This window comes from Flavobacterium sp. LK-23 (assembly GCF_058135255.1).
In genome coordinates this window covers 42,667-61,604 of sequence record NZ_JBYUVT010000008.1, presented here as the reverse complement: position 1 = coordinate 61,604, position 18,938 = coordinate 42,667, and the positions used below count along the sequence as shown (strand labels likewise).

Annotated in this window: 20 protein-coding genes and 2 tRNA genes; 12 read left to right on the top strand and 10 right to left on the bottom strand. The window is 32.3% G+C overall.

Going from position 1 to position 18,938, the window contains the following annotated elements; genetic code table 11:
- Positions 1-192 precede the first annotated feature (192 nt).
- Positions 193-498 (top strand): hypothetical protein, encoded by a 306-nt coding sequence (locus tag AC3Y25_RS13550; RefSeq protein WP_489903108.1) that lies wholly within the window; start codon positions 193-195, stop codon positions 496-498.
- Between the two features lie 72 nt (positions 499-570).
- Here AC3Y25_RS13550 and AC3Y25_RS13545 read toward each other — a convergent pair whose 3' ends face one another.
- From AC3Y25_RS13545 to AC3Y25_RS13535, 3 genes are all read right to left on the bottom strand, one after another.
- Positions 571-1,827, bottom strand: a complete 1,257-nt coding sequence (locus tag AC3Y25_RS13545) for an outer membrane protein assembly factor BamB family protein (protein WP_489903107.1) — start codon at positions 1,825-1,827, stop codon at positions 571-573.
- A 168-nt stretch (positions 1,828-1,995) separates the two neighbouring features.
- Positions 1,996-2,067, bottom strand: a tRNA-Glu gene (locus AC3Y25_RS13540).
- A 361-nt stretch (positions 2,068-2,428) separates the two neighbouring features.
- On the bottom strand, positions 2,429-3,583 hold the full coding sequence (locus tag AC3Y25_RS13535; RefSeq protein WP_489903106.1) for a helix-turn-helix domain-containing protein: 1,155 nt from the start codon (positions 3,581-3,583) through the stop codon (positions 2,429-2,431).
- Between the two features lie 369 nt (positions 3,584-3,952).
- Between AC3Y25_RS13535 and AC3Y25_RS13530 the strand changes: the two genes are divergently transcribed.
- The 8 genes from AC3Y25_RS13530 (at position 3,953) to AC3Y25_RS13495 (ending at position 10,402) form a co-directional block, all read left to right on the top strand.
- On the top strand, positions 3,953-4,657 hold the full coding sequence (locus AC3Y25_RS13530; RefSeq protein WP_489903105.1) for a hypothetical protein: 705 nt from the start codon (positions 3,953-3,955) through the stop codon (positions 4,655-4,657).
- A 3-nt stretch (positions 4,658-4,660) separates the two neighbouring features.
- Positions 4,661-5,362 (top strand): M23 family metallopeptidase, encoded by a 702-nt coding sequence (locus AC3Y25_RS13525; RefSeq protein WP_427872327.1) that lies wholly within the window; start codon positions 4,661-4,663, stop codon positions 5,360-5,362.
- Between the two features lie 241 nt (positions 5,363-5,603).
- On the top strand, positions 5,604-5,792 hold the full coding sequence (locus AC3Y25_RS13520) for a bacteriocin (RefSeq protein WP_427872328.1): 189 nt from the start codon (positions 5,604-5,606) through the stop codon (positions 5,790-5,792).
- 243 nt (positions 5,793-6,035) lie between these two features.
- On the top strand, positions 6,036-6,413 hold the full coding sequence (locus AC3Y25_RS13515) for a nuclear transport factor 2 family protein (protein ID WP_489903104.1): 378 nt from the start codon (positions 6,036-6,038) through the stop codon (positions 6,411-6,413).
- Positions 6,414-6,564: 151 nt separating this feature from the next.
- Positions 6,565-7,164: a hypothetical protein gene (locus tag AC3Y25_RS13510; RefSeq protein WP_489903103.1), complete on the top strand. Its 600-nt coding sequence runs from the start codon at positions 6,565-6,567 to the stop codon at positions 7,162-7,164.
- 84 nt (positions 7,165-7,248) lie between these two features.
- Positions 7,249-8,082: a helix-turn-helix domain-containing protein gene (locus tag AC3Y25_RS13505; protein ID WP_489903102.1), complete on the top strand. Its 834-nt coding sequence runs from the start codon at positions 7,249-7,251 to the stop codon at positions 8,080-8,082.
- Between the two features lie 72 nt (positions 8,083-8,154).
- Positions 8,155-9,603: a serine hydrolase domain-containing protein gene (locus tag AC3Y25_RS13500; protein ID WP_489903101.1), complete on the top strand. Its 1,449-nt coding sequence runs from the start codon at positions 8,155-8,157 to the stop codon at positions 9,601-9,603.
- Between the two features lie 367 nt (positions 9,604-9,970).
- Entirely contained in the window at positions 9,971-10,402 is a 432-nt protein-coding gene (locus AC3Y25_RS13495; protein ID WP_489903100.1) for an SMI1/KNR4 family protein, read from the top strand.
- Positions 10,403-10,628: 226 nt separating this feature from the next.
- Here the strand turns inward: AC3Y25_RS13495 and AC3Y25_RS13490 are convergent.
- From AC3Y25_RS13490 to AC3Y25_RS13480, 3 genes are all read right to left on the bottom strand, one after another.
- Positions 10,629-10,701 (bottom strand) — tRNA-Met (locus AC3Y25_RS13490).
- Between the two features lie 91 nt (positions 10,702-10,792).
- Positions 10,793-11,317 (bottom strand): DUF4269 domain-containing protein, encoded by a 525-nt coding sequence (locus AC3Y25_RS13485; RefSeq protein WP_489903099.1) that lies wholly within the window; start codon positions 11,315-11,317, stop codon positions 10,793-10,795.
- Positions 11,310-12,842, bottom strand: coding sequence for a glycosyltransferase family 39 protein (locus tag AC3Y25_RS13480; protein ID WP_489903098.1), 1,533 nt, complete (start codon positions 12,840-12,842; stop codon positions 11,310-11,312). Before AC3Y25_RS13480 ends, AC3Y25_RS13485 begins: the two co-directional genes overlap by 8 nt.
- A 231-nt stretch (positions 12,843-13,073) precedes the next feature.
- On the opposite strand from AC3Y25_RS13480, the gene AC3Y25_RS13475 reads away from it, so the two are divergent.
- Positions 13,074-13,493, top strand: coding sequence for a hypothetical protein (locus AC3Y25_RS13475; RefSeq protein WP_489903097.1), 420 nt, complete (start codon positions 13,074-13,076; stop codon positions 13,491-13,493).
- A gap of 69 nt (positions 13,494-13,562) precedes the next feature.
- Here AC3Y25_RS13475 and AC3Y25_RS13470 read toward each other — a convergent pair whose 3' ends face one another.
- Positions 13,563-14,111 (bottom strand): DUF4494 domain-containing protein, encoded by a 549-nt coding sequence (locus AC3Y25_RS13470; RefSeq protein ID WP_489903096.1) that lies wholly within the window; start codon positions 14,109-14,111, stop codon positions 13,563-13,565.
- A 421-nt stretch (positions 14,112-14,532) separates the two neighbouring features.
- Here AC3Y25_RS13470 and AC3Y25_RS13465 point away from each other — a divergent pair, with 421 nt between their 5' ends.
- Entirely contained in the window at positions 14,533-14,790 is a 258-nt protein-coding gene (locus AC3Y25_RS13465) for a hypothetical protein (protein WP_379798974.1), read from the top strand.
- A gap of 11 nt (positions 14,791-14,801) precedes the next feature.
- Here AC3Y25_RS13465 and AC3Y25_RS13460 read toward each other — a convergent pair whose 3' ends face one another.
- Both AC3Y25_RS13460 and AC3Y25_RS13455 read right to left on the bottom strand, forming a co-directional pair.
- Complete coding sequence (locus AC3Y25_RS13460; protein WP_489903095.1) at positions 14,802-15,740, bottom strand: hypothetical protein; 939 nt, start codon at positions 15,738-15,740, stop codon at positions 14,802-14,804.
- 88 nt (positions 15,741-15,828) lie between these two features.
- Positions 15,829-16,368: a helix-turn-helix domain-containing protein gene (locus tag AC3Y25_RS13455; protein ID WP_427872358.1), complete on the bottom strand. Its 540-nt coding sequence runs from the start codon at positions 16,366-16,368 to the stop codon at positions 15,829-15,831.
- 177 nt (positions 16,369-16,545) lie between these two features.
- Between AC3Y25_RS13455 and AC3Y25_RS13450 the strand changes: the two genes are divergently transcribed.
- Positions 16,546-18,012, top strand: a complete 1,467-nt coding sequence (locus AC3Y25_RS13450; RefSeq protein WP_427872359.1) for a glycoside hydrolase family 130 protein — start codon at positions 16,546-16,548, stop codon at positions 18,010-18,012.
- Positions 18,013-18,161: 149 nt separating this feature from the next.
- On the opposite strand, the gene AC3Y25_RS13445 is transcribed toward AC3Y25_RS13450, so the two are convergent.
- Complete coding sequence (locus AC3Y25_RS13445) at positions 18,162-18,938, bottom strand: TIGR03915 family putative DNA repair protein (RefSeq protein WP_489903094.1); 777 nt, start codon at positions 18,936-18,938, stop codon at positions 18,162-18,164.

Here is an 18,938-nt window from a genome sequence, read left to right as displayed (position 1 = left end):
AGTTAATTGCCAAAACCGTAATTCGTTACGGTTTTGTGGTTTCTAGAGGTTTCGTCTTTTTGAAAAAATAACATTTAATTTAGAATTGAATTCTTTATGTTTGCCTAAATTTTTATAACTTTAATATAAGTATCCGGAGAACCAAAAACCGATTAACCAACGGCATTACTAATCACTTAATAAGAAGAAATTATGACGCTACAATATCAAGGAGAACAGTACGGAAAACCAACCACTTTTACAATTAGAATTATTGGTAATAACTTATCAAAAAGCAGTTCAAACTATCAGATTGATCTTTTGGTAGGAGATAAAAAACTGCCGACTTTTACAAGTGAAATTCACCAAAGTCTTTCTAATTGTTTAAAAGAAATTTACTTGTTTAGAAAATATAACGGAATCACATTCAATGAATCATCAGAGAAAATAGTTTCGCTTTATGTTGCTTATGATAAAGTTTTGTACAACTATAATAAATATGCTTTGTTTAGAGCATAGATTTTTCTCAAGAGAATAAAAAAAGACCATTTGAAAAAATGGTCTTTTTTTTATTTTAAAAGCAGTAAGCTATTATCGAATTATCTTTAAATAAGCGCTGTAAGGATCGTCTTTAAGAGAAGTACGCATATAGTATACGTTTTCGTCTTTTTCTTTTAAATCAAACTGAATTAAGCCTGCGTCGCAATAATAATAAAGTAGGTTATCATCAGCAGGAAATTCTATATTGGAAATTGGCAGTGTAGTTAATTTTTCTTCAAAAGCGATTTCTCCGTTTGATAAGTCTAGTTCAAAAAGTTTCTTTTTACGGGTATATCCCCAAAGATTGTCCACTTCTTTAACAATGTATTCTACATTGTCTCCTTTAAAATCTGTTTTCCAAAGCTGAGTTCCTGTTTTAGAATCAACAGCGTATATCGAAGAAGTTTCAGAGCCTTGCGCTGCAAAATATAGTTTTTTGTCATGGCATACTATGCGCTCCTTTACGTTGTTTTGGTTTTCGTCTATTTTAAACTGCCACAAAACATCAAGACTGTTTGGTTTTAGAGCATACAGCCAATTTTTATCGCCTGCTATAAAAACACTTTCGCCATCTGTAACTGGTTTTCCGGTCATGGTTTCATCAAAGCTTTTTTGGTAAAGCAATTTTCCTGTATTAGCTTCAAAACAGTACACATTGTTTGCGCTTTGGGTAAAGATCTTATTGTCGAAAAAAAGTGGCTCAATATCGTTGTTTGGAGTGTCTAATTTGTAGTTCCAAGCCAAGCTTCCATCTTTTAAATCTAAAGCGTATAAATTACTGCTCTGATTTTGATTTTGAGCCGTAATAAATAATTTTCCGTTAGCTATTATCGGAGTTTGGTCTTTTAGAACAATCTGGTCTGTAATGTTTCCTATTCTAGATTTCCAGAAAATGGTTCCCGTTCCATTATCTACAGCATAAATTTCCCCATTAATAAACGGAATATACACAACTCCGTCATGAATGGTTATTTTGTTGGCGCACATCTCTGTGTGGGCGTCTGAAGCTTTTACTGTCCAAACAATGCTTTCGACTTCTAAATCCCATGAAAAAAGCGAACCATCGTAATCGTAAATTAAAATTGAGGTATCGTCGAGAGAAATCTTTTTAATCGGTTTTAGAGATTTATTAGTAACAGCTTCTTCGGCAGGTAATTTGCTGTTGGTGTAGTTGGTTTTGCTGGCTGGCGCTTGTCCAGACATATTTGCAAAGGCGAATACAAATAAAAGGGCTATTAATTTGTGTTTCATTTTAAGATTTGGGTTGATTTTTTGATTGTGTTTGTAATCTGAAATTACTTCATTCATAACTTCTTGTTTGCTTTGTTATTGTGTTTGCTGTATTTGTGTCTTTATTAATTGCCAATTTGTAGGTTTTGTCCGCTTTTAATACTGTTCTCAAATCCTCAAACATTTAAAGAAGTAAATATAAACAAAAAAAGCTCCAGATTTCTCTGAAGCTTTTGTCTTAGTAAGTAGTCCGTGGGGGAATCGAACCCCCCTTACCAGGATGAAAACCTGGCGTCCTAACCGATAGACGAACGGACCTGCTTTGCTATTGCGGGTGCAAAAGTGCAACTATTTTTGAGATGTACAAAGCTTTTTGAGAAAAAATTTTAATTTTTTTTTGATGGAAAACCATTTTGGACGATCAGTATTGGCATGTTAATCGAGTTAGTGGTTTTGTATTTATTTGATTAATAAATTGTTGTTATGAGTTTATGTGGGCGAAATGTTTGTTTCTTAAGTAAAAAATAATTTTTAGAAATATTGAATGATTTTATTTTTGAAGGAATATTTTTACGTGTTTTTTAATAGAAGAGTTAAGTGAAAAAACTCCAGATTTCTCTGAAGCTTCGTCTTAATAATAGTTTTTTGAAGAACTTTTAGTTTGCAAAAGCTTAAAACTTTATAAAACGGAACTCATTTTTTTACTATTTCTATATTCCTTGGGTGTCTGGCCGGTAACTTTTTTAAAAGCGTTGTAAAAAGTCGTTTTTGAAGTAAATCCAGATTCCAATCCCATGGTTAGCAAATTGTAATTTTCAAATTCAGCATTTAAAATCATCTCTTTTACGGCTTCGACACGATATTGATTAATGTAATTGGCAAAGTTGTCTTCTGTGATCGCATTTACAATTTGTGAAAGATACCCCGTGCTTATACCTAATTTTTCGGCAACTTTCTCTCTGTTTAATGTACTGTCAGTATAGATATGATGTTCTTTGCAAAGAAGTTCCAGTTTTTGAAAATGAAGATTGTCACCGTTTATTGATTCTTTGTTTTCTTCTTTAGGATTATTTTCTGCAATTGAAAACGAGGTGTCATCTGCAATTGCTAAATCTTTATTTAGAAAATTGTAAATGCTGTCTTTGTCTTTGGCAAGTTTGTATTTGTAAATGCCGTAATAAGAGGTCCAGTGGATTAAAAATGTTCCAAATAAAGCTAGAATTCTCATCGTTGCCGAAATGTCAAATTCGAAAAACAAAGCTATAAGGATGGTAATAACCCACGAAAATAATAAGGTAGAAACTAGGCTTAATAATATAAGTACCCATTTTTTTTCCTGTTTATCTTTTAAGTGCTTTATCATAAAATAAGAATAAAGCAACACGAAGGGGATAAATGTAAGAGCCAAAATAAGTGCAATCTGATTTAATACATCTATTATATCGAGGCCTAATTGAGGAATTTTATATAAACCTGCTACAGCATCGAGATCGTATGTAATATTAAGAACAGCCGAAAACGCAAATGGAATGAAAAATAAAATTATCTTTTGTCTGCTTTTCACAGCATCATCAACTCGATTTATAATAAATAAAAAGATGAAAACAGGCAAAAGAAAAGCAGTTTCAACATCGTCAAAAAAGCGCAAAAATGGAAAACTTGTATAAGTGTTTGCAATTTCGAAAACCAGATTCAGTAAAAGCAACGAAAGTGTGAATATCGAATAGGCCAGATATTTATTTGATTGACTATTGAATAAGGAAGACTTTAAAATGATTAAGCCTAATACTATTCCTTGAAAAATTGCAATATTTAGAAGTGTTGTATAAATCAAGTTTTTAGTATAAAATTGTTTTTTGGATTCGGCTTTTTGGTTATTCTTGGCAATCGCAATAATTAGTTATTTGTAAAAATATAGCTTATTTCATACGAATTGACAAGGCGAATTTATAGTAATGAAAATGATTTTCTAAATGGATTAAGAAATGATTAACTAAAATGATTTCTGTACAAATCAAACCGAAAAAATTTTCTATAATTAGCTGATTTAGAAAGAATTTTTGAGAGATATTTTGAATTTCCGTCTTCTAAAACTGAAGGTTCATGAGTTCGGATTTCTCCAGTGTTAAGGTTTTGAAACCTCGTCATTTTGCAATTCGTATAGTTTTGGACAATGATAATCAACTTAATCATCTCAAATTATATGAAATTAAATCGTCTCTTGTTTAGTGCCGCGATTTTGTCTGCGGTATCTGTTCAATCTCAAACCACGCAAAAAAGGAATCAGCTCGAGTTTTCTGTTGGAAATAATTGGGGGTATTTGAAAAATCTCGAATTTGCTCCTGTAGCAACGTATGATTATGAGGGTTTGGTGTATAAATTAAACTATACGCGTACCAGTAAAAATGATAATTTGTTTGAAGTAAATCTAGACTATCTATCATCAAACCTAAAAACAGATAGGCTGTCCAATCTCAACACAGATTATTACAAAGGCGGAATCAACTTTTCGTATCTAAAAAAAGTGTACGACAAAAATAGATTTACAATACATGCAGGATTGCAATCGCGAACTTTTTTGGCTGCTTATCATGATGGAGATTACATTACGTTTCATCAGGAATTTGGAATTGCAGGCAGATTCAGTTATCAGATAAATGAAAAACACTATTTATCTTCAAAATTAACCCTTCCTGTTGTGCTTTTTCGTGTTACCAATGCCGAAGGTAAATTTTACACTTTAGATAATTATCAGAGTGTATTTTGGGATTTAGAATATGGTTACAAACTTTCCAATCATTTTGACGTAAAGGCAACTTATAACTTTAATTATTCTCGACTTCAAATTCCAAGTGCTTATAGAGAATTACAGCATCAATTAAATCTTGGCATTAACTATAAATTCTAAATCATGAAATATATTAAAACTGCAGTTTACGTTTTTATGTTCACATCTTCTTTTTCACTGCTATCTTGTGCAGATATGCTAATGGGAGACGAAGGAAAAAACGATGAAGAAATCTATTTAAATTACAAAACCAAAACCGTATTAGAACTGCCTTTTGAAGACGACTGGTATATTGCTGCAGGCGGAAAATCGCTAGAAGAAAATCATCATTTTACGCCTAATCGCCACCAGAGATATGCTCTTGATATAGTTCAAGTAATAAACAATAGCGGTAGAACAGGAGACGGAACCAAAAATGAAGATTATTATTGTTTTGGCAAACGCTTGAATGCTCCTGGTGACGGAAAAATTATTGCGATGGAGAATGCCATAGAAGACAATGTTCCTGGAGTTAAAAACACAAAACAAACATTGGGCAATTACATTGTAATTGATCATTTGAATGGAGAATATTCCTTTATGCTTCATTTTAAAAAGAACTCCATAATAGTTGCAGTAGGAGATACTGTAGTGAGAGGACAGCAAGTAGGCTTGGCGGGAAACAGCGGTTATTCTACTGGGCCACATTTGCATTATCATTTGCAGACAACTCCATCGCTGGCAACAGGTGTTGGTATTCCGATGCAATTTGTGAACTACTATACTAACGATGTTTTTACAGAAAGAGGCGAACCTCGTACAGGTCAGACAGTAAGGAAAAATTGAGAACTACCATTCAATAAATTAAAGTATTCTTGGAATTTAAAGTTAATAATTAAATAAAAGTTGAAAAAATGAGGTAAACCGTAAAAAATCAATCTTAAAATAAAGTATATTCGTACATTGTTTTTCGATTTTACATTTATTTATTATTAAATATAGAAAACATTCTGCGCGAGGATAGACAAAAATCTCAAGTGTCTTTAAATGATTGGGGTATTAACTGAATCTTAAAAACTTTATCATTATGTTTAAGAAAATTTTAAAATTGGAAGGAGCTCAAGAATTAACTAAAAATGAGCTAAAAGCAGTAAAAGGGGGAGTGACAGAAGTTTGCGCTAAAGCACTTATAAGTGGAGAAGCAATCTTGAAAAATGGAGCGGCGTGCCCTCCAGAATATCCTCTAGCAGGTGGAGGTTGTTGCTTCTCATTGTAGTAGTTCATTTTATAAAAAAAATAACTAATGCTCTTACTCTGTTGATTGTGTAAATGATATGCAATCTTAGATAATAGATTTATATTCTTAAGAAGAGAGAAACTTGTGTTCTCTCTTTTTTTTATAATCGAAAGAATAAAGTATTAACTAACTTCTTGCTAAAATTAAATCTATGTTAAAAGAGCAACTTCATGTCAATATTAATTTGAAATTTGTGAAATGTCTAATTAACAACGAGATAATATGGAAGGTCAAATTATAGAATTGGAAAAAAAATACTGGGAAGGTGTTCAAAATCATGATTATGAGACGGTAAACAATCTGACGATGTTTCCTTGCATAGTGGCAGGAAAAAATGGTGTTCAGAGTATTAGCGAGACCGAGTTTAAAAAAATGTTCGATTCTGGGCAAACCAATAAAATAAAAGTGCTGAACATCTATGATGTAAAAGAAAAACTAATTGCCGAAAATACTGCGGTAATAGGATATCGTCTCGATTTTGAGATAGTAGATCAAAGTCAAAAAGAACCTATAAAGTGTGTTTGCACTTCTACCTGGATTAAAGAAAACAGCAAGTGGTTATGCCTGATGCATACTGAAACAGAATTGGAAAAGAATTAGTTGTCTGAAGCATCACAATTGTTGATGTAAAAAATATAGAAACCAAAAAAAGCTTCAGAGAAATCTGGGGCTTTTTTTTATTTAGTAACTCTTTCAGGACAATCTAGAATTATTATATTTGATAATAATGCGTAAGATAAACTTAAAAAAAATGCAGACAATAAGACAACGCAGATTGTTTAAAAAAATAGAATACAATATCCTTGAAAATAAATTACATTATAAAACATCTTACCTAGGAGGTGAAAGTGAAGGTTTGGTTGCTTTTGAGAATTTGTCAAAAGAAAAAACTACTCATAAAGCAACAAATAATATCATTTTACTAATGTCTTTGTTTTTTTTCATGCTTGGAGGAATGTCTTTTTCTTTTCGAAATGATAAAGGTGTAGATCCTGAAATGTGGATTGCATTTGTATTACTTGGAATAGTTTTATTTGCTATTTATGTTTTTATGAATGAGAATTCGTGGAGAATAAGAACTTATAGCAATGGTTTTCTCTTTTTATTAAAGAAAAGTCCTAATGAGAATACTGTAAACGAATTTATATCAAAATTATTTACTGAACGAGATAAGTATTTAAGAGAACAATATCTAAGTTTAGATTCTAATTTGAGTTACGAAACTCAATTGAATGATTTGAAGTGGTTAAGAAATATTGAAGCAATTTCAAATCAAGAATTTAATAAATATCATTCCGATCTTAAATTGCTTTATGCGCCTAAAATTGGAAAGATTGGTTTTGATAGATAAAATTTTTAAAATAGATTTTATAAAAGTGGCAATACAACAAATTAAAGTCTCGTTGACAGGTGGTGAATCCAATTTTTATAAACTATGAAAATAAAAGTTTATTCCCCTTTAAATCCTTTACTTAAAAAATACATAGAGTGTATTTATATACTCACGCATACATCTGAAGAAAAACCTGCCCAATACATAACCTTTCCATCTATTTTTACCATTGTGTCAATAAGTGAAAAATCAAAAACTATTAATAAAGGAAATAAGTTAATAATTGGGCAATGCGATGACAATAAGATTGAAACAAATTTGGTGTCTAATTTCAATAAGCCGGTTTATGTCCAATACGAAGGAGAAATAAAAGAAATTACTATCTATTTTAAGCCGTTAGCTATTAATTCATTTTTGGAGCATGAATTGAGCCACTATAATAGCTCAAATTTTTCTGAATTTTCACCTTTTGAAGATTATAGAAAAGCTATGATGGAAGTTCTTTCCTTGCAAAATGATACCGAAAAAATTCAAGCTGTTGAAAGTTATTGGTTATCCAAATTAATAGGGTTTCAGCATGATTTTCTTGAAACTATTTTGTCTGAAATTATGTGTGAAGAAAACGATGCTTTAACAATTACAGAACTATGCAAAAAAAATGCTATTTCACGTACCACGCTAAACAAACACTTTGGCAGGCATATCTGCAAAACTCCATCTCAATTCAAAAAGATACTAAGATTTCGAAATGCGGTTAATAAATACTCATCAAACAATACAAGAAACAGCTTAACGGATATTGCATATAGTGTTGATTATTTTGACCAATCCCATATGATAAGAGAATTCAAATCATTGACAGGGTTCTCTCCTAAAGTTTTTTTTGAAAAAACGACTGCGCTAGAAAGAAAACAATTACACTGGCTGTTTTTATAGGTTTACATTTATACAATTTTTCGTTTTATGGTTAAAGTAGTTTTGTTCCTTTAATTATAAAAATGATACCATATGACAACCCGTCAAATATATTTTATTACATCGATCTTCTTTATAGCGCTTTTGCAACCTATTGCGGTCAAATCACAAAATTTGGAAAGTGTAGTTTATCCGATAAGATCTCACTTAAAAAATCTTGAAAAAGAAAATAACTTAAGTGGGGTTGTTCTTATTGCAAAAAATGGCAAACCAATATATAGGGAAGCATTTGGTTTTGCCAATTTGCCAGACAGTATAAAAAATAAGCCAGACACAAAGTTTAACTTAGCTTCTATAAACAAGATTTTTACAGCAATAGCAATCATGCAATTGGTAGAATCTGGCAAAATTTCGCTTCAAGACAAAGTAGGTAAATATCTTGCAGATTATCCCAATAAAACTGTTGCCGACTCTGTAACAATCCACCAATTGTTAACGCACACTTCAGGAATGAACAGTTTTTGGGAGGAATACGACAGGCTTGCAAAAGAAAAATTCAAAACGGTTTCTGATTACCTTCCGTTGTTTGTTAATAAAAAACTAGCCTTTGCTCCAGGTACCAGCTTCTCATATAGCAATTCTGGATACATGGTTTTAGGATTAATCATAGAAAAAGTGTCGGGTCAAAATTATTTTGATTACGTAAAAGAATATATATACAAACCTTCAAAAATGATTAATACTGATGCTTATGAATTGGATAATGTTATTCCAAATTTAGCTACTGGCTATACAATGTCATTGGAAGAACCAGGGCAATGGAAAAATAATATTTTCGTAAATTTAGCAAAAGGAACTCCTGCTGGTGGCGGCTATTCAACAGTTGACGATTTGCTGAGTTTTGCCAATGCTTTACAAAACGGTCGTTTGCTTAGTAAAGAAAATATTGCTCTTTGTACATCGGGTAAAGTGAAGTATAGAGAAGGAATGTACGGGTATGGGTTTGAAGAAAACAAAATAAACGGGCACCGAATTTTTGGACATACCGGTGGGCATGATGGTATTGCTTGTGAACTAATGATTTATCCGGATTTGGGCTATACTGTTGTTATTCTAACAAATGGAGAAGTCGAAAATTATTGGGAAGTAAGTAATCTAATTAAAAAACAATTAATGGGTTCAGCACCATCAATTGATAATTTTTTTTATACTAAAGATATAATTAAGATAGTATGCAATAAAGGTTATGAAGCTGGAATTAGAGAAGTAGAACGCAATTCGAAGAAGTATTCATTAAGAGAAAATCTTATTGAAAGATATGGTTGTAAGCTATTGTTCGAAAAAAAGACGAATCAGGCAATAGATTTATTTAAGCTAAATAATCACCTTTTTCCAGACTCCACCTATGGCTATTATTATATAAGTGAGGCATATAGGTTTTCAGGTCAAAAAAAGCAAGCGATTGAATATCTAAAGTTATACATTGAAAAAGAGCCAGAAGATAATGATGCTAAATTAAAATATAAATTGCTAATGAAATAGCTAGTCCAATCTCCGAAGAGTTCCTCATAAAAAGCTGCGCAAATGTCTCTGACTTTGCGCATTTTTTTCCTCATATTGAATACAAAAACGTCTCAAAAGTCTGCTGACTTTTTTTGTTTGTCTCTTGTTAGGAGTTTTGTTCTAAAGTCGGAGACTTTGAGACGCTTATGTTTTTTAGATATATTTGTTTTGAGTAGCGCAAAGTCAGAGACATTTGCGCAGCACTAATGAAGAAGACTTTGCGGAGCAGGGGCAAAGTCAGAGACATTTGTGCAGTACTAATGAAGAAGATTATGCGGAGCAGGGGATATTCTGTTGTAATGGCTCAATTAGAAAAGGATTATTCGAAAATTAGTGATTAAAAAAAATGAGAAAGTTAACTTTGGGTGATAGGTTTTTACCACATCAATATATTAGAATTGAAAATGAAGTTGGTATCAAAATACCTGATAACATTAAAGATTTTATTTCAGAATATGCTGATTTGTCGGTAAAGGAAAATAAGTTTATAAGTAATGATGGAAAGTTGTTTGAGATTTCACAATTCATAACTTATAGGATGATGTACGATTTTATTAAAGAATTCAAAGAAGAAGGTTTGGGAAAAAAGTTGCCCTTTGCTATTGATAATGGAGGCTGGGTATTTTGTGTGTCATTTGATGAAGAATCGATGGATAAAATTTTACTATATCAAATGGAAATGGAGTGGAAAACAAAAAATGATGTTTTTGAATTAGTAGCCAATAGCTTTGAAGAGTTTATAAATGACTTGCAAGAAGAAATTCCTGTTCGTCCCTAAAACATTACTCCAATTCCTGCTAGCGCGAGCGTTCCGCTCGTGAAGACAACGAAGATAAAGTTTCAATTAAAGTTTAGAATAAAAAGCTCCAGATTTCTCTGAAGCTTTATCTTAGTAGCGGGAACAGGACTCGAACCTGTGTCCGCCGCGGCGGATATGAGTCCGACGAGCTGTTAAAATTTTGAATAAAAAAAACACCAACTTTTTCAAGTGGTGTTTTGCTTAGTAGCGGGAACAGGACTCGAACCTGTGACCTTCGGGTTATGAGCCCGACGAGCTGCCTACTGCTCTATCCCGCGATGTTTCGGGTGCAAAGATACACACTAAATGCGGTTATGCAAACAATTTTAGTACTTTATTTTTTATAATTTTTAGAAAAGACGGTTTTTCTTATAATTTAAAATCCAGTAATTCTTGGTAAACGTTTCCGTTTAAGCCTAATAGCAAGCCAAATGCTGGTTCGGTTTTTATGCCACTTTCTTTCAGTTTTATGATCTCCAATCTAAAGTTTTCGTCTTTTGAGCTCAGAATTTGGTGCTCAATGAGCATATGTTTGTAACCATTTTGAAGTTCGGTCGGGATATTTTGTCCAAAGATTTCTATTTCAAAAGTCTCAATAAAAAAATTTGCCACAACAGATTCCTGGTTATCAATCACGATTTCTTGAATGGTAAAATTGCTTTCTTTTTCAAATAAAGATTTAATTCTTTCAGCGAAATCAGCTTTTCTTTTCCAGTAACAGGCAATATCCAAATCGCTATTTTCAATATCAATATTTATCGGAATCGTTCCAACCAAAATAGGATCAAACTCAGCAAGGTTTTCCAAAACTTGATGTTTAGTCAAAACATGAAATGCGGCTTGCTGTTTAAGATTTCCAGTTTCTAAATATGATAGGTTTTTGAAATTAATCATTTATGATATCGTTTTTTTCTTCGTTGATTTCTTGTTCTAATCTTTTATTGATATCGATTTTAGCATTCGTGAAAACAAAAATCGTAGCTCCGTATTCTCTCGCATATTGATTGGTTATTTGACCGCCAATTGTCGCCGTTTCAAAATACGGACTGGTTTCTTTAAGTTCTTCATTGTTTTCGTCATACTCTTTAACGCGAATAAGGTTTTTGTATGGAATGCTAAGATCAAACCAGTTCAGATAATCGGCATTGAAAGAAACGGCTTTGATTCCTTTTTTAGAATAATAATTAATAGCTCCGGCTTGTCCGTAATTATCGCAGAGTACAATAGTTTCTTTCTGATTAGGCAGTAAAGCGTAAAGCGAATCTGTTTTTCTGGCCAATTCTTTCCAGCCTAACATATCGGCAAAATCTTGAGGCAGATGATGATCTTTTCCGTCTTCCCAGCGCAGCATTCCCATTTTTTTGTATTTCTCCGAATGCGCCACCATATATTCTGGACTTTTATTTGGAAAAGCCATTTCGTACATCGGAATAAAAAATAATAAGGGCAGCGCTATAAATAAAGATTTTAAATATCGTTTCCATCCTTGATTTAAAATTTGAGATAGAAAAACAGAGCCAAAAGCAATATAAATAGGATATAAGCCAATTACATAATACGATTTTGCTTTAAAGTAAATAAAGATGAGCATCGTAAAAACGAAAGAGGTAAAAAAGAGCCTGTATTTTTGAAAAGGTTTATAGAATAAAACGGCAAAAAGTCCAGTCAAAATAACCAATAATCCGCCAATAAAAAATAGAATTTGATCTTTTACAAAATCACCTAAATCAACATTAACCAATTGCGTTTCTGCCAATTCCTTCATGTGATGCACAATTGGAAAATGATTGCTGTATTGCCAATAAAGGTTAGGAAGAATTAGAATTAATCCTAAAATCAGAGCAAAGTAGAATTCTTTTTTTGCGAGTATTTTTCGCTGTTTAGAAATTAAAATAGCAGGAATTAATCCGAGTAATAAAAACACGATATTGTATTTGTTCAAGAAACCTAAAGCGAAAATTACGCCTGCCCAATAAAACCATTTTTTATTTTCTGAAGTAAGATATTGTATGAGAAAATAATAAAATGCAGTCCAGCATAAAACATCAAATGAGTTTGGCTGATAAAGCATATTTAAACGCAATAAACATGAAAACAAAACACATAAAGCACCGAGAATTAACGCGTAAAGATTGCCTTTTAAAAGTTCGATAGCTTTCCAGACAATCAAAAGGGTCAAAGCGCCAAATAGAGCAGGAAAGAACTTAATCCAGAAAACCGAATTTCCAAGCAGCAGAATAAGATACGAAAACCAAGAGGTAAGCGGCGGAACAGACAAATATCCCCAAGCCAAATGATTTGCTTGATCCAAATGCAGATATTCGTCGCGCTGCAAATCGTATTCGGAACTGACTAAAACATATTGCAGGATAAATTTTAAAACTATAAATCCGAATAAAATTAGGTTTCTTTTGGTCATATAGATTCTGGTTTCTTAGGTTTTTTTGACTTTGGTGCTGTAAGTGGTTTTAAATCAACGCGCAATTCTGTAGCTAAGATAGGACTTATTTTGATTTATGAAGATTTGCAATGTTTCTTGCTGAAATAGTATAAAGCACAGACTTTTAGATGTTTATGGTTTTAAAATATCAAATGAATTCACATTTTTATTACCTTTAGTATCAAGCAAATAACTTTAAAAGAAAATACCATGAAAAAGAAATTATTGATTTTAGCTGTCTTTTTAGGGACAATTTCATTTGCAAATGCACAAAGCATAGGAGACGTGACAAAAGCAGCCAGTAAGGCATCGACAACAGCAGTACCTGCTTTTGATGTTGCTAGTGTCGCAAATCAGGTTATGGGCGTACTGTCTCCAAAATTGAAATTAACCGATGCTCAAAAACCGATTGTAAATTCGTTGGTAAATGAAACGCTAAATAAAAAGAAAAACATTTTGCCTACAATGGCTACTGACAAAGCAGGTTATACTTCTAAAATGACTAACACTAGAGAGTCTTTTATAGCCAAAATGAAAAAGAATATAAGTCCAACACAATTTGATGCGCTTACGTCTTTACTGCCAAAATCGGCTTCGGCAGTAACGCCATTGGCAAAAATGCTTTATTGAAATAGTCTAAAATAAAAAAAGCTTCAGACCATTCTGAAGCTTTTCGTTTTTTTTATGCATTTTAGGATATTACTCCTCAACAGCCGTTTCAAATTCCATGTGATCGATCATTTCGGTCTCAGGTTTTTCTGGCTTAGACGCTTTCAAAGCATTGAATCTTTCCAACATTTCTGATTCGCCTTCTTCACCGCTGAAATAAGGAAAAACATCCATAATTGCCGTTTCTGAAATGGCCGGAATAGAATACTCGCCCATTGTATTTTTCATGATGTGAAGGGTATTGTCAAAGGCTTCGCGAACATCATTTGCCTGAACTAGCATATACATGCTTGTTTTTCTTTCCTTACCACTTTCTTCATCATAGGCAATTAAAGTGATTTTAGATTTAAACCATCTGTCTGCATTCTCAAAAGGATGAATTTCGGCATAATTTGCCACTTTGATAGCCGTGATTTTAAATTCTTCACTCGTATACGCGGCCATTTCTTCAGTCATTCTCTTTTCAGCTTCTGTATAAGACAAAGCATCAACCAAATAAGGCTCTGTTAAAACTTTTTGTCCTCCAGTTTCATCTGTCTTTCTATATTTTACTTTGCATTCGTACCAAGTTGCGCTCATCTCTTTTTTAATTTTAAGGATGCCAAAGATAAATCTTACTGCAAAATAAATAGTTAAATCTTCAAATAGATATTCACAATTTTAGATGTTTTTTACTAATGTTTTGAGATTCTGAAAGTTGTGTTTTTTAATGGTAAAAATGATTTGTAATCACATTCATTCTTTTCTGTTTTGATTAAAATTAAAAATAATTCATTCATATTTTTAATTTAAATATTTGTAATTCAATTGTTTATTTTCTTGATTTAAAAATTAGTAAAAAAATAAGAAAATTTCTAAATCCAAAAAATCAATTTGTTCGTAAGTACCAATAACAATGGCTGGGAACGGAGTTGAATTCAAATGGTATTGGTTTTTGGAGCATATTGAATTTTGTCGCATTTCCAGCTATTGTTTTTATAATTATTAAAAGAATAGGTTGGTGAAATTAAACGTTCAGAAGTTAAAAGAGACTTTAAAATACTTGGAAAGCAAACAGCGCGAATTAAAAAAACAAAATCAAAGCGATACGCGAAGTCTAGAATCAATGATTAAATATTTAAAAAAAGATATGATGGAACAGCACGATTTATCTGATCATCATCAATTGATAAAACAAGAAATCAAAGACACGGAAACTTTTATCGAAAATGTCAAAAATATCATCAAAATCAATTCTTTAAACCATTTTTTATTGTAGATTTTTACTTTTTATTTCAATTTAAATTTTTCGTTTCTGCAATCCAGAATCAATTTGTGGTTCAGGAATAGTTTGTTGCCAATCATTCCTTGCATTCCCGAACGCTTCATTAAGAATTTTTGAAGGTCTGAAGTGCCTTCTATATGCGTAACTTCAGAGAGGTCTAAAATCACTTTGTCAAATTGTATTTTCTTTTTCGCAGAAGCAGAGTAAATGCTCAAAGTATTTCCCCACGAATTTCCTTTTTCGGTTTTTACAGCACTGTTTTTATTACGGTATTGCTGCCAAATTTCTTTTGTCGTTATCAGTTCGTAACCACTAGTTCCTGAATCGTACAGCAGTTTTAGTTTTTCATTTTCGATATTTGATGGAATTAAAATTTTACGCTTTTTAAATTCGAAATTGGAAAAATCATCTTCTTTAATTTTTTCGATGAAGGAAAATTGATTGTTTTTGAAATCTAAAATCGTAATTCGTTTTTCTAATAAATCGGTTCCAATTGTTCCAATTATATTTTCAGCCTTTGAATCATCAAAATTGATTTTTTCGCCATAATTTAAAACTTCAAAAGTATTGGATGCAACTTTCATATTTCCGATTGTAAAAGCAGTCGAAATGAAATTGTTTGCAGCATCAATTGTAATCTGATTGTGAAATTTTTGAGCAATAGATTCCAATGATTTTTTATAGAACACAGTAACAGCAGAACCTGAATCAAATTGCATGTAAAAAGTGTGGTTTATTCCGTTTACTTTTATGGGCAAAAGCAAAGCAGAATGAGAATTTCCGTCGCTCGAAATCCATTTTGTCGGAATATTTTCTACAATTCCCGAAACCTTCAAATAGTTCTCTGGCGGAGTGAATTTCTTTTGAAAATAAAAATATCCTCCCAACAAGAATAAAACAATAACAATTAAAAATACGGTTGCAATTTTCTTAAATACTTTCATGGTTTATTTTTTCTGCAAGATTCGGGTTTCGATTCCGATTTTCTTGCAAAAACAATACGACAGTTTTACGCCATTTTTATGACTTGTATTATAAGAATTTGTTTTTCAGTTTTATAGCTAATTCTTGTTTTTGGTTTAAACTGATTCCGTTCAAAATAACGATCAGAAATTTTATGCTAAGAAAGGCAATTAAAGGAATGATGAAAAGCGGAAATTTGAAAGTAAATAAACGTTGAATAAACGGACTCACAATCATTAAAACCGAAAGAATAAGACTTAAAACAATTTGAAGGCTTACAATTTGTTTTCCTATTTCTTTATTTGTTGCATCTTGTGTTTTATAGGTTAAAACTAAAGGAAAAATAACGCTTCCAAACGGAATAATAAGTCCAGATAAAACAGAAAGGTTAATGAGTTTGGCTCTTTCGATTTGGATATTTTCCTTTTTGATGATGAGATTTTCTGGATTGGTTTCTAGAGCTTCGGCAATTGTTTTTAAGGTAAAGCCTTTCAGAATATTTCCAGCTTCAATTCGCTGAATGGTTCGCAATGAAAGACCCGATTTTTCGGCAAGTTCATTTTGAGTCATGTTTTTCTCTTCTCTCAAAAATTTAACTTTATTCTTCATTGTTTTAAGTTGGATGTCCAGAGACGAATTTATGAAAAAACTTTTGATGAAATCGGTATAAAAGAACCTAGTATTATAGGCTAATTCTAAGTTTTAATAAAAAATTAAGTTTTTTACTTTAACAAAAATCACTAACTTGTTGGAAATAAATAATTCTTTATCATAAAATTTCCAATTATGCGAGTATCCGTAGTCCGAAAAAATATAAAACTATTACCAGATTCCAAAAGAGTTGTTGCCCGATATTTTATGAATGGGCAGGAAAGAACCCAACAAATGGTACTTCGGATTATGATGCTAGACGAAAAGGAGGTGTTGCAGACTTTGGAACAGACGCTTAGGGAATTTGCCCGAAGACATCGAAATATTTCGGCAGTATTCTTTAGACACTGCGAAAGAATCAGACCTATAATAGAAGGAATGCAAATCGATTATGAAGCGATGTCGCTAGATCGAAAAATGCTCATTGGTTCGTATTGCACAATGGAATATGCCATAGAATCGGCGGCGATTTTTAATCCTTCAATTGTAGAAGATTTTGATCAAACGGGATTAGAGGCAGGAGAGAAACGCGTTATTATTTCTTTTCGTGCAACTGGAGAAGGACATATTTCGTCGATTGTTTTTAGAAGAGCAATTTTAGATCGCGATAATAATCTGCATATCATGAAAATAGGAAATCATATTGATAAGGCAGAAATTGAGCATAAAACGCTGTTTAATAAAGAGCGATTTTTGAGCAAATTGTATGAAATGCATACTACTGATAAATATATCGCTCAGATTATGCAAGATCTTCCAGAAGAATTTGAATTTGCTATTCTTAAAAATATGCTGGTTGAAGCTTTAAAAGATCCTTTAATTCGCGAAGAAAGAAAAGTGGCACTGGAAGAAATTTTGTGGCTGGCCAATTCTTTTTACGATTTGCAGTTTAAGCATGACTCTGATATTACAGAACGTGTCATATTCCCAATTTCTGATTCTGAGAGCCGCGGAATAGAAGATGCCCGTTTTGTACGTTTTGTTGACGACAATGGTTCGGCTAGAGTTATGGCAACCTATACGGCTTATAACGGACACACCATTCTTCCTAAATTAATTTCTACCGAAGATTTTTATAGTTTTAGAGTTATGCCATTGCATGGAGAAGGCGCACAGAACAAAAATCTGGCATTATTTCCTCGAAAAATAAAAGGAAAGTATGCTATGCTGGCAAGAATTGATGGCGTTAATAATTACATTATGTATTCTGAGCGTGTCACACAATGGAATACACCAATCTTATTGCAAAAACCTAAATTTACTTGGGAATTGACTCAAATAGGAAATTGCGGTTCTCCATTATGGACAGAAGAAGGCTGGCTTGTTATCACGCATGGAGTGGGTACAATGCGACGCTATTGTATTGGCGCTTCGTTGTTTGATCTGGATGATCCGTCTAAAGAAATAGGAAGATTGACAGAACCGTTGCTTTCTCCTTTGGAAGACGAGAGGGAAGGTTATGTTCCTAATGTAGTATATTCTTGTGGAGCGATTATTCATAACAACAGCTTAATTTTGCCTTATGCCGTATCAGATTATTGCTCAACTTATGCTGTGGTAGATATGGTAGAGTTGTTGGACGCGCTTAAGAAAAGCAAATAATAACACTCTATTTGAAGTATTTAATACATAGAAACATAGTTTTTGGAGACTTAAAAAAAAGGCGCTTCACTAATTTAAATGCACAGTTTATCTATGTTTCTATGTGTTAAAGAGTAATTTTTTGATTTTGACTAATAGCTTAGGCGACATTATCTTTTGTTGAGGTTTGGTATTTTCTCCGTCAGGTTTTTCCAATATCGTTTTGGCATGTGTTTGATATGAAGTTTGGTGTTTTTTCTAGATTCGATATTGACACTTTTGAAATAATTACGCCATAAATTCTCGAAAAATTCTTCGTTTTCATCGTTGATTTCCGCTAGAAAACTAGAGGACGGATTTGACTCAAATTGCATTTCGACCGTAGAAACATTTTCAAGGTCGTAATAAATTCCGTATTTGCGTTTAGAATCGTAAATCAGCCAGCGCTGGTCGGCGTAACGGTTTTTAAAATGCTGTTCGATAAGTGGTAAAACGTCGCAATCTGGTTCTATTATGGCATAATATAATCCGTCTTTTGTTAGTTTAAAACGAACAAAGGCTTTCATTCTATGACTTTCTTTTCCTGTTAAGTGTGCTGCTTTTTTTACATTCAAAACTTCACTTCGGCTTAAATCTCCTTCAATATTAATTTTACTTGCAAAAACATAGGCTGCAAATCGGAACAAAATTTCTTCAATTTGATCCAATTCAGATAAAAAAGCAAAATAAAGATTGTTGAAGCCATGATGAGAAAGACGTTCCTGCAAACCATTCAAAACCCGATTAGCTTTTACCTCATCAGTTGTTACAGAATGTGTATTGGAGAAAAGCAAAGTGTTTGAAATCTCTTCTTTGGCAAAAACAACATCTTTAAGTTTGTACTCGTAGATTTCAAAAATAGCTGTAAGCCAGCCTTCATAACTTCCATCATAAAGAATTTGTGTCAT

Bases quoted from the DNA above. Each gene is read 5' to 3' on its own strand.
- AC3Y25_RS13550 (WP_489903108.1), top strand. From the start codon at position 193: ATGACGCTACAATATCAAGGAGAACAGTACGGAAAACCAACCACTTTT.
- AC3Y25_RS13545 (WP_489903107.1), bottom strand. From the start codon at position 1,827: ATGAATGAAGTAATTTCAGATTACAAACACAATCAAAAAATCAACCCA.
- AC3Y25_RS13530 (WP_489903105.1), top strand. From the start codon at position 3,953: ATGAAATTAAATCGTCTCTTGTTTAGTGCCGCGATTTTGTCTGCGGTA.
- AC3Y25_RS13525 (WP_427872327.1), top strand. From the start codon at position 4,661: ATGAAATATATTAAAACTGCAGTTTACGTTTTTATGTTCACATCTTCT.
- AC3Y25_RS13520 (WP_427872328.1), top strand. From the start codon at position 5,604: ATGTTTAAGAAAATTTTAAAATTGGAAGGAGCTCAAGAATTAACTAAA.
- AC3Y25_RS13515 (WP_489903104.1), top strand. From the start codon at position 6,036: ATGGAAGGTCAAATTATAGAATTGGAAAAAAAATACTGGGAAGGTGTT.
- AC3Y25_RS13510 (WP_489903103.1), top strand. From the start codon at position 6,565: ATGCAGACAATAAGACAACGCAGATTGTTTAAAAAAATAGAATACAAT.
- AC3Y25_RS13505 (WP_489903102.1), top strand. From the start codon at position 7,249: ATGAAAATAAAAGTTTATTCCCCTTTAAATCCTTTACTTAAAAAATAC.
- AC3Y25_RS13500 (WP_489903101.1), top strand. From the start codon at position 8,155: ATGACAACCCGTCAAATATATTTTATTACATCGATCTTCTTTATAGCG.
- AC3Y25_RS13495 (WP_489903100.1), top strand. From the start codon at position 9,971: ATGAGAAAGTTAACTTTGGGTGATAGGTTTTTACCACATCAATATATT.
- AC3Y25_RS13485 (WP_489903099.1), bottom strand. From the start codon at position 11,317: ATGATTAATTTCAAAAACCTATCATATTTAGAAACTGGAAATCTTAAA.
- AC3Y25_RS13480 (WP_489903098.1), bottom strand. From the start codon at position 12,842: ATGACCAAAAGAAACCTAATTTTATTCGGATTTATAGTTTTAAAATTT.
- AC3Y25_RS13475 (WP_489903097.1), top strand. From the start codon at position 13,074: ATGAAAAAGAAATTATTGATTTTAGCTGTCTTTTTAGGGACAATTTCA.
- AC3Y25_RS13470 (WP_489903096.1), bottom strand. From the start codon at position 14,111: ATGAGCGCAACTTGGTACGAATGCAAAGTAAAATATAGAAAGACAGAT.
- AC3Y25_RS13460 (WP_489903095.1), bottom strand. From the start codon at position 15,740: ATGAAAGTATTTAAGAAAATTGCAACCGTATTTTTAATTGTTATTGTT.
- AC3Y25_RS13455 (WP_427872358.1), bottom strand. From the start codon at position 16,368: ATGAAGAATAAAGTTAAATTTTTGAGAGAAGAGAAAAACATGACTCAA.
- AC3Y25_RS13450 (WP_427872359.1), top strand. From the start codon at position 16,546: ATGCGAGTATCCGTAGTCCGAAAAAATATAAAACTATTACCAGATTCC.
- AC3Y25_RS13445 (WP_489903094.1), bottom strand. From the start codon at position 18,938: ATGACACAAATTCTTTATGATGGAAGTTATGAAGGCTGGCTTACAGCT.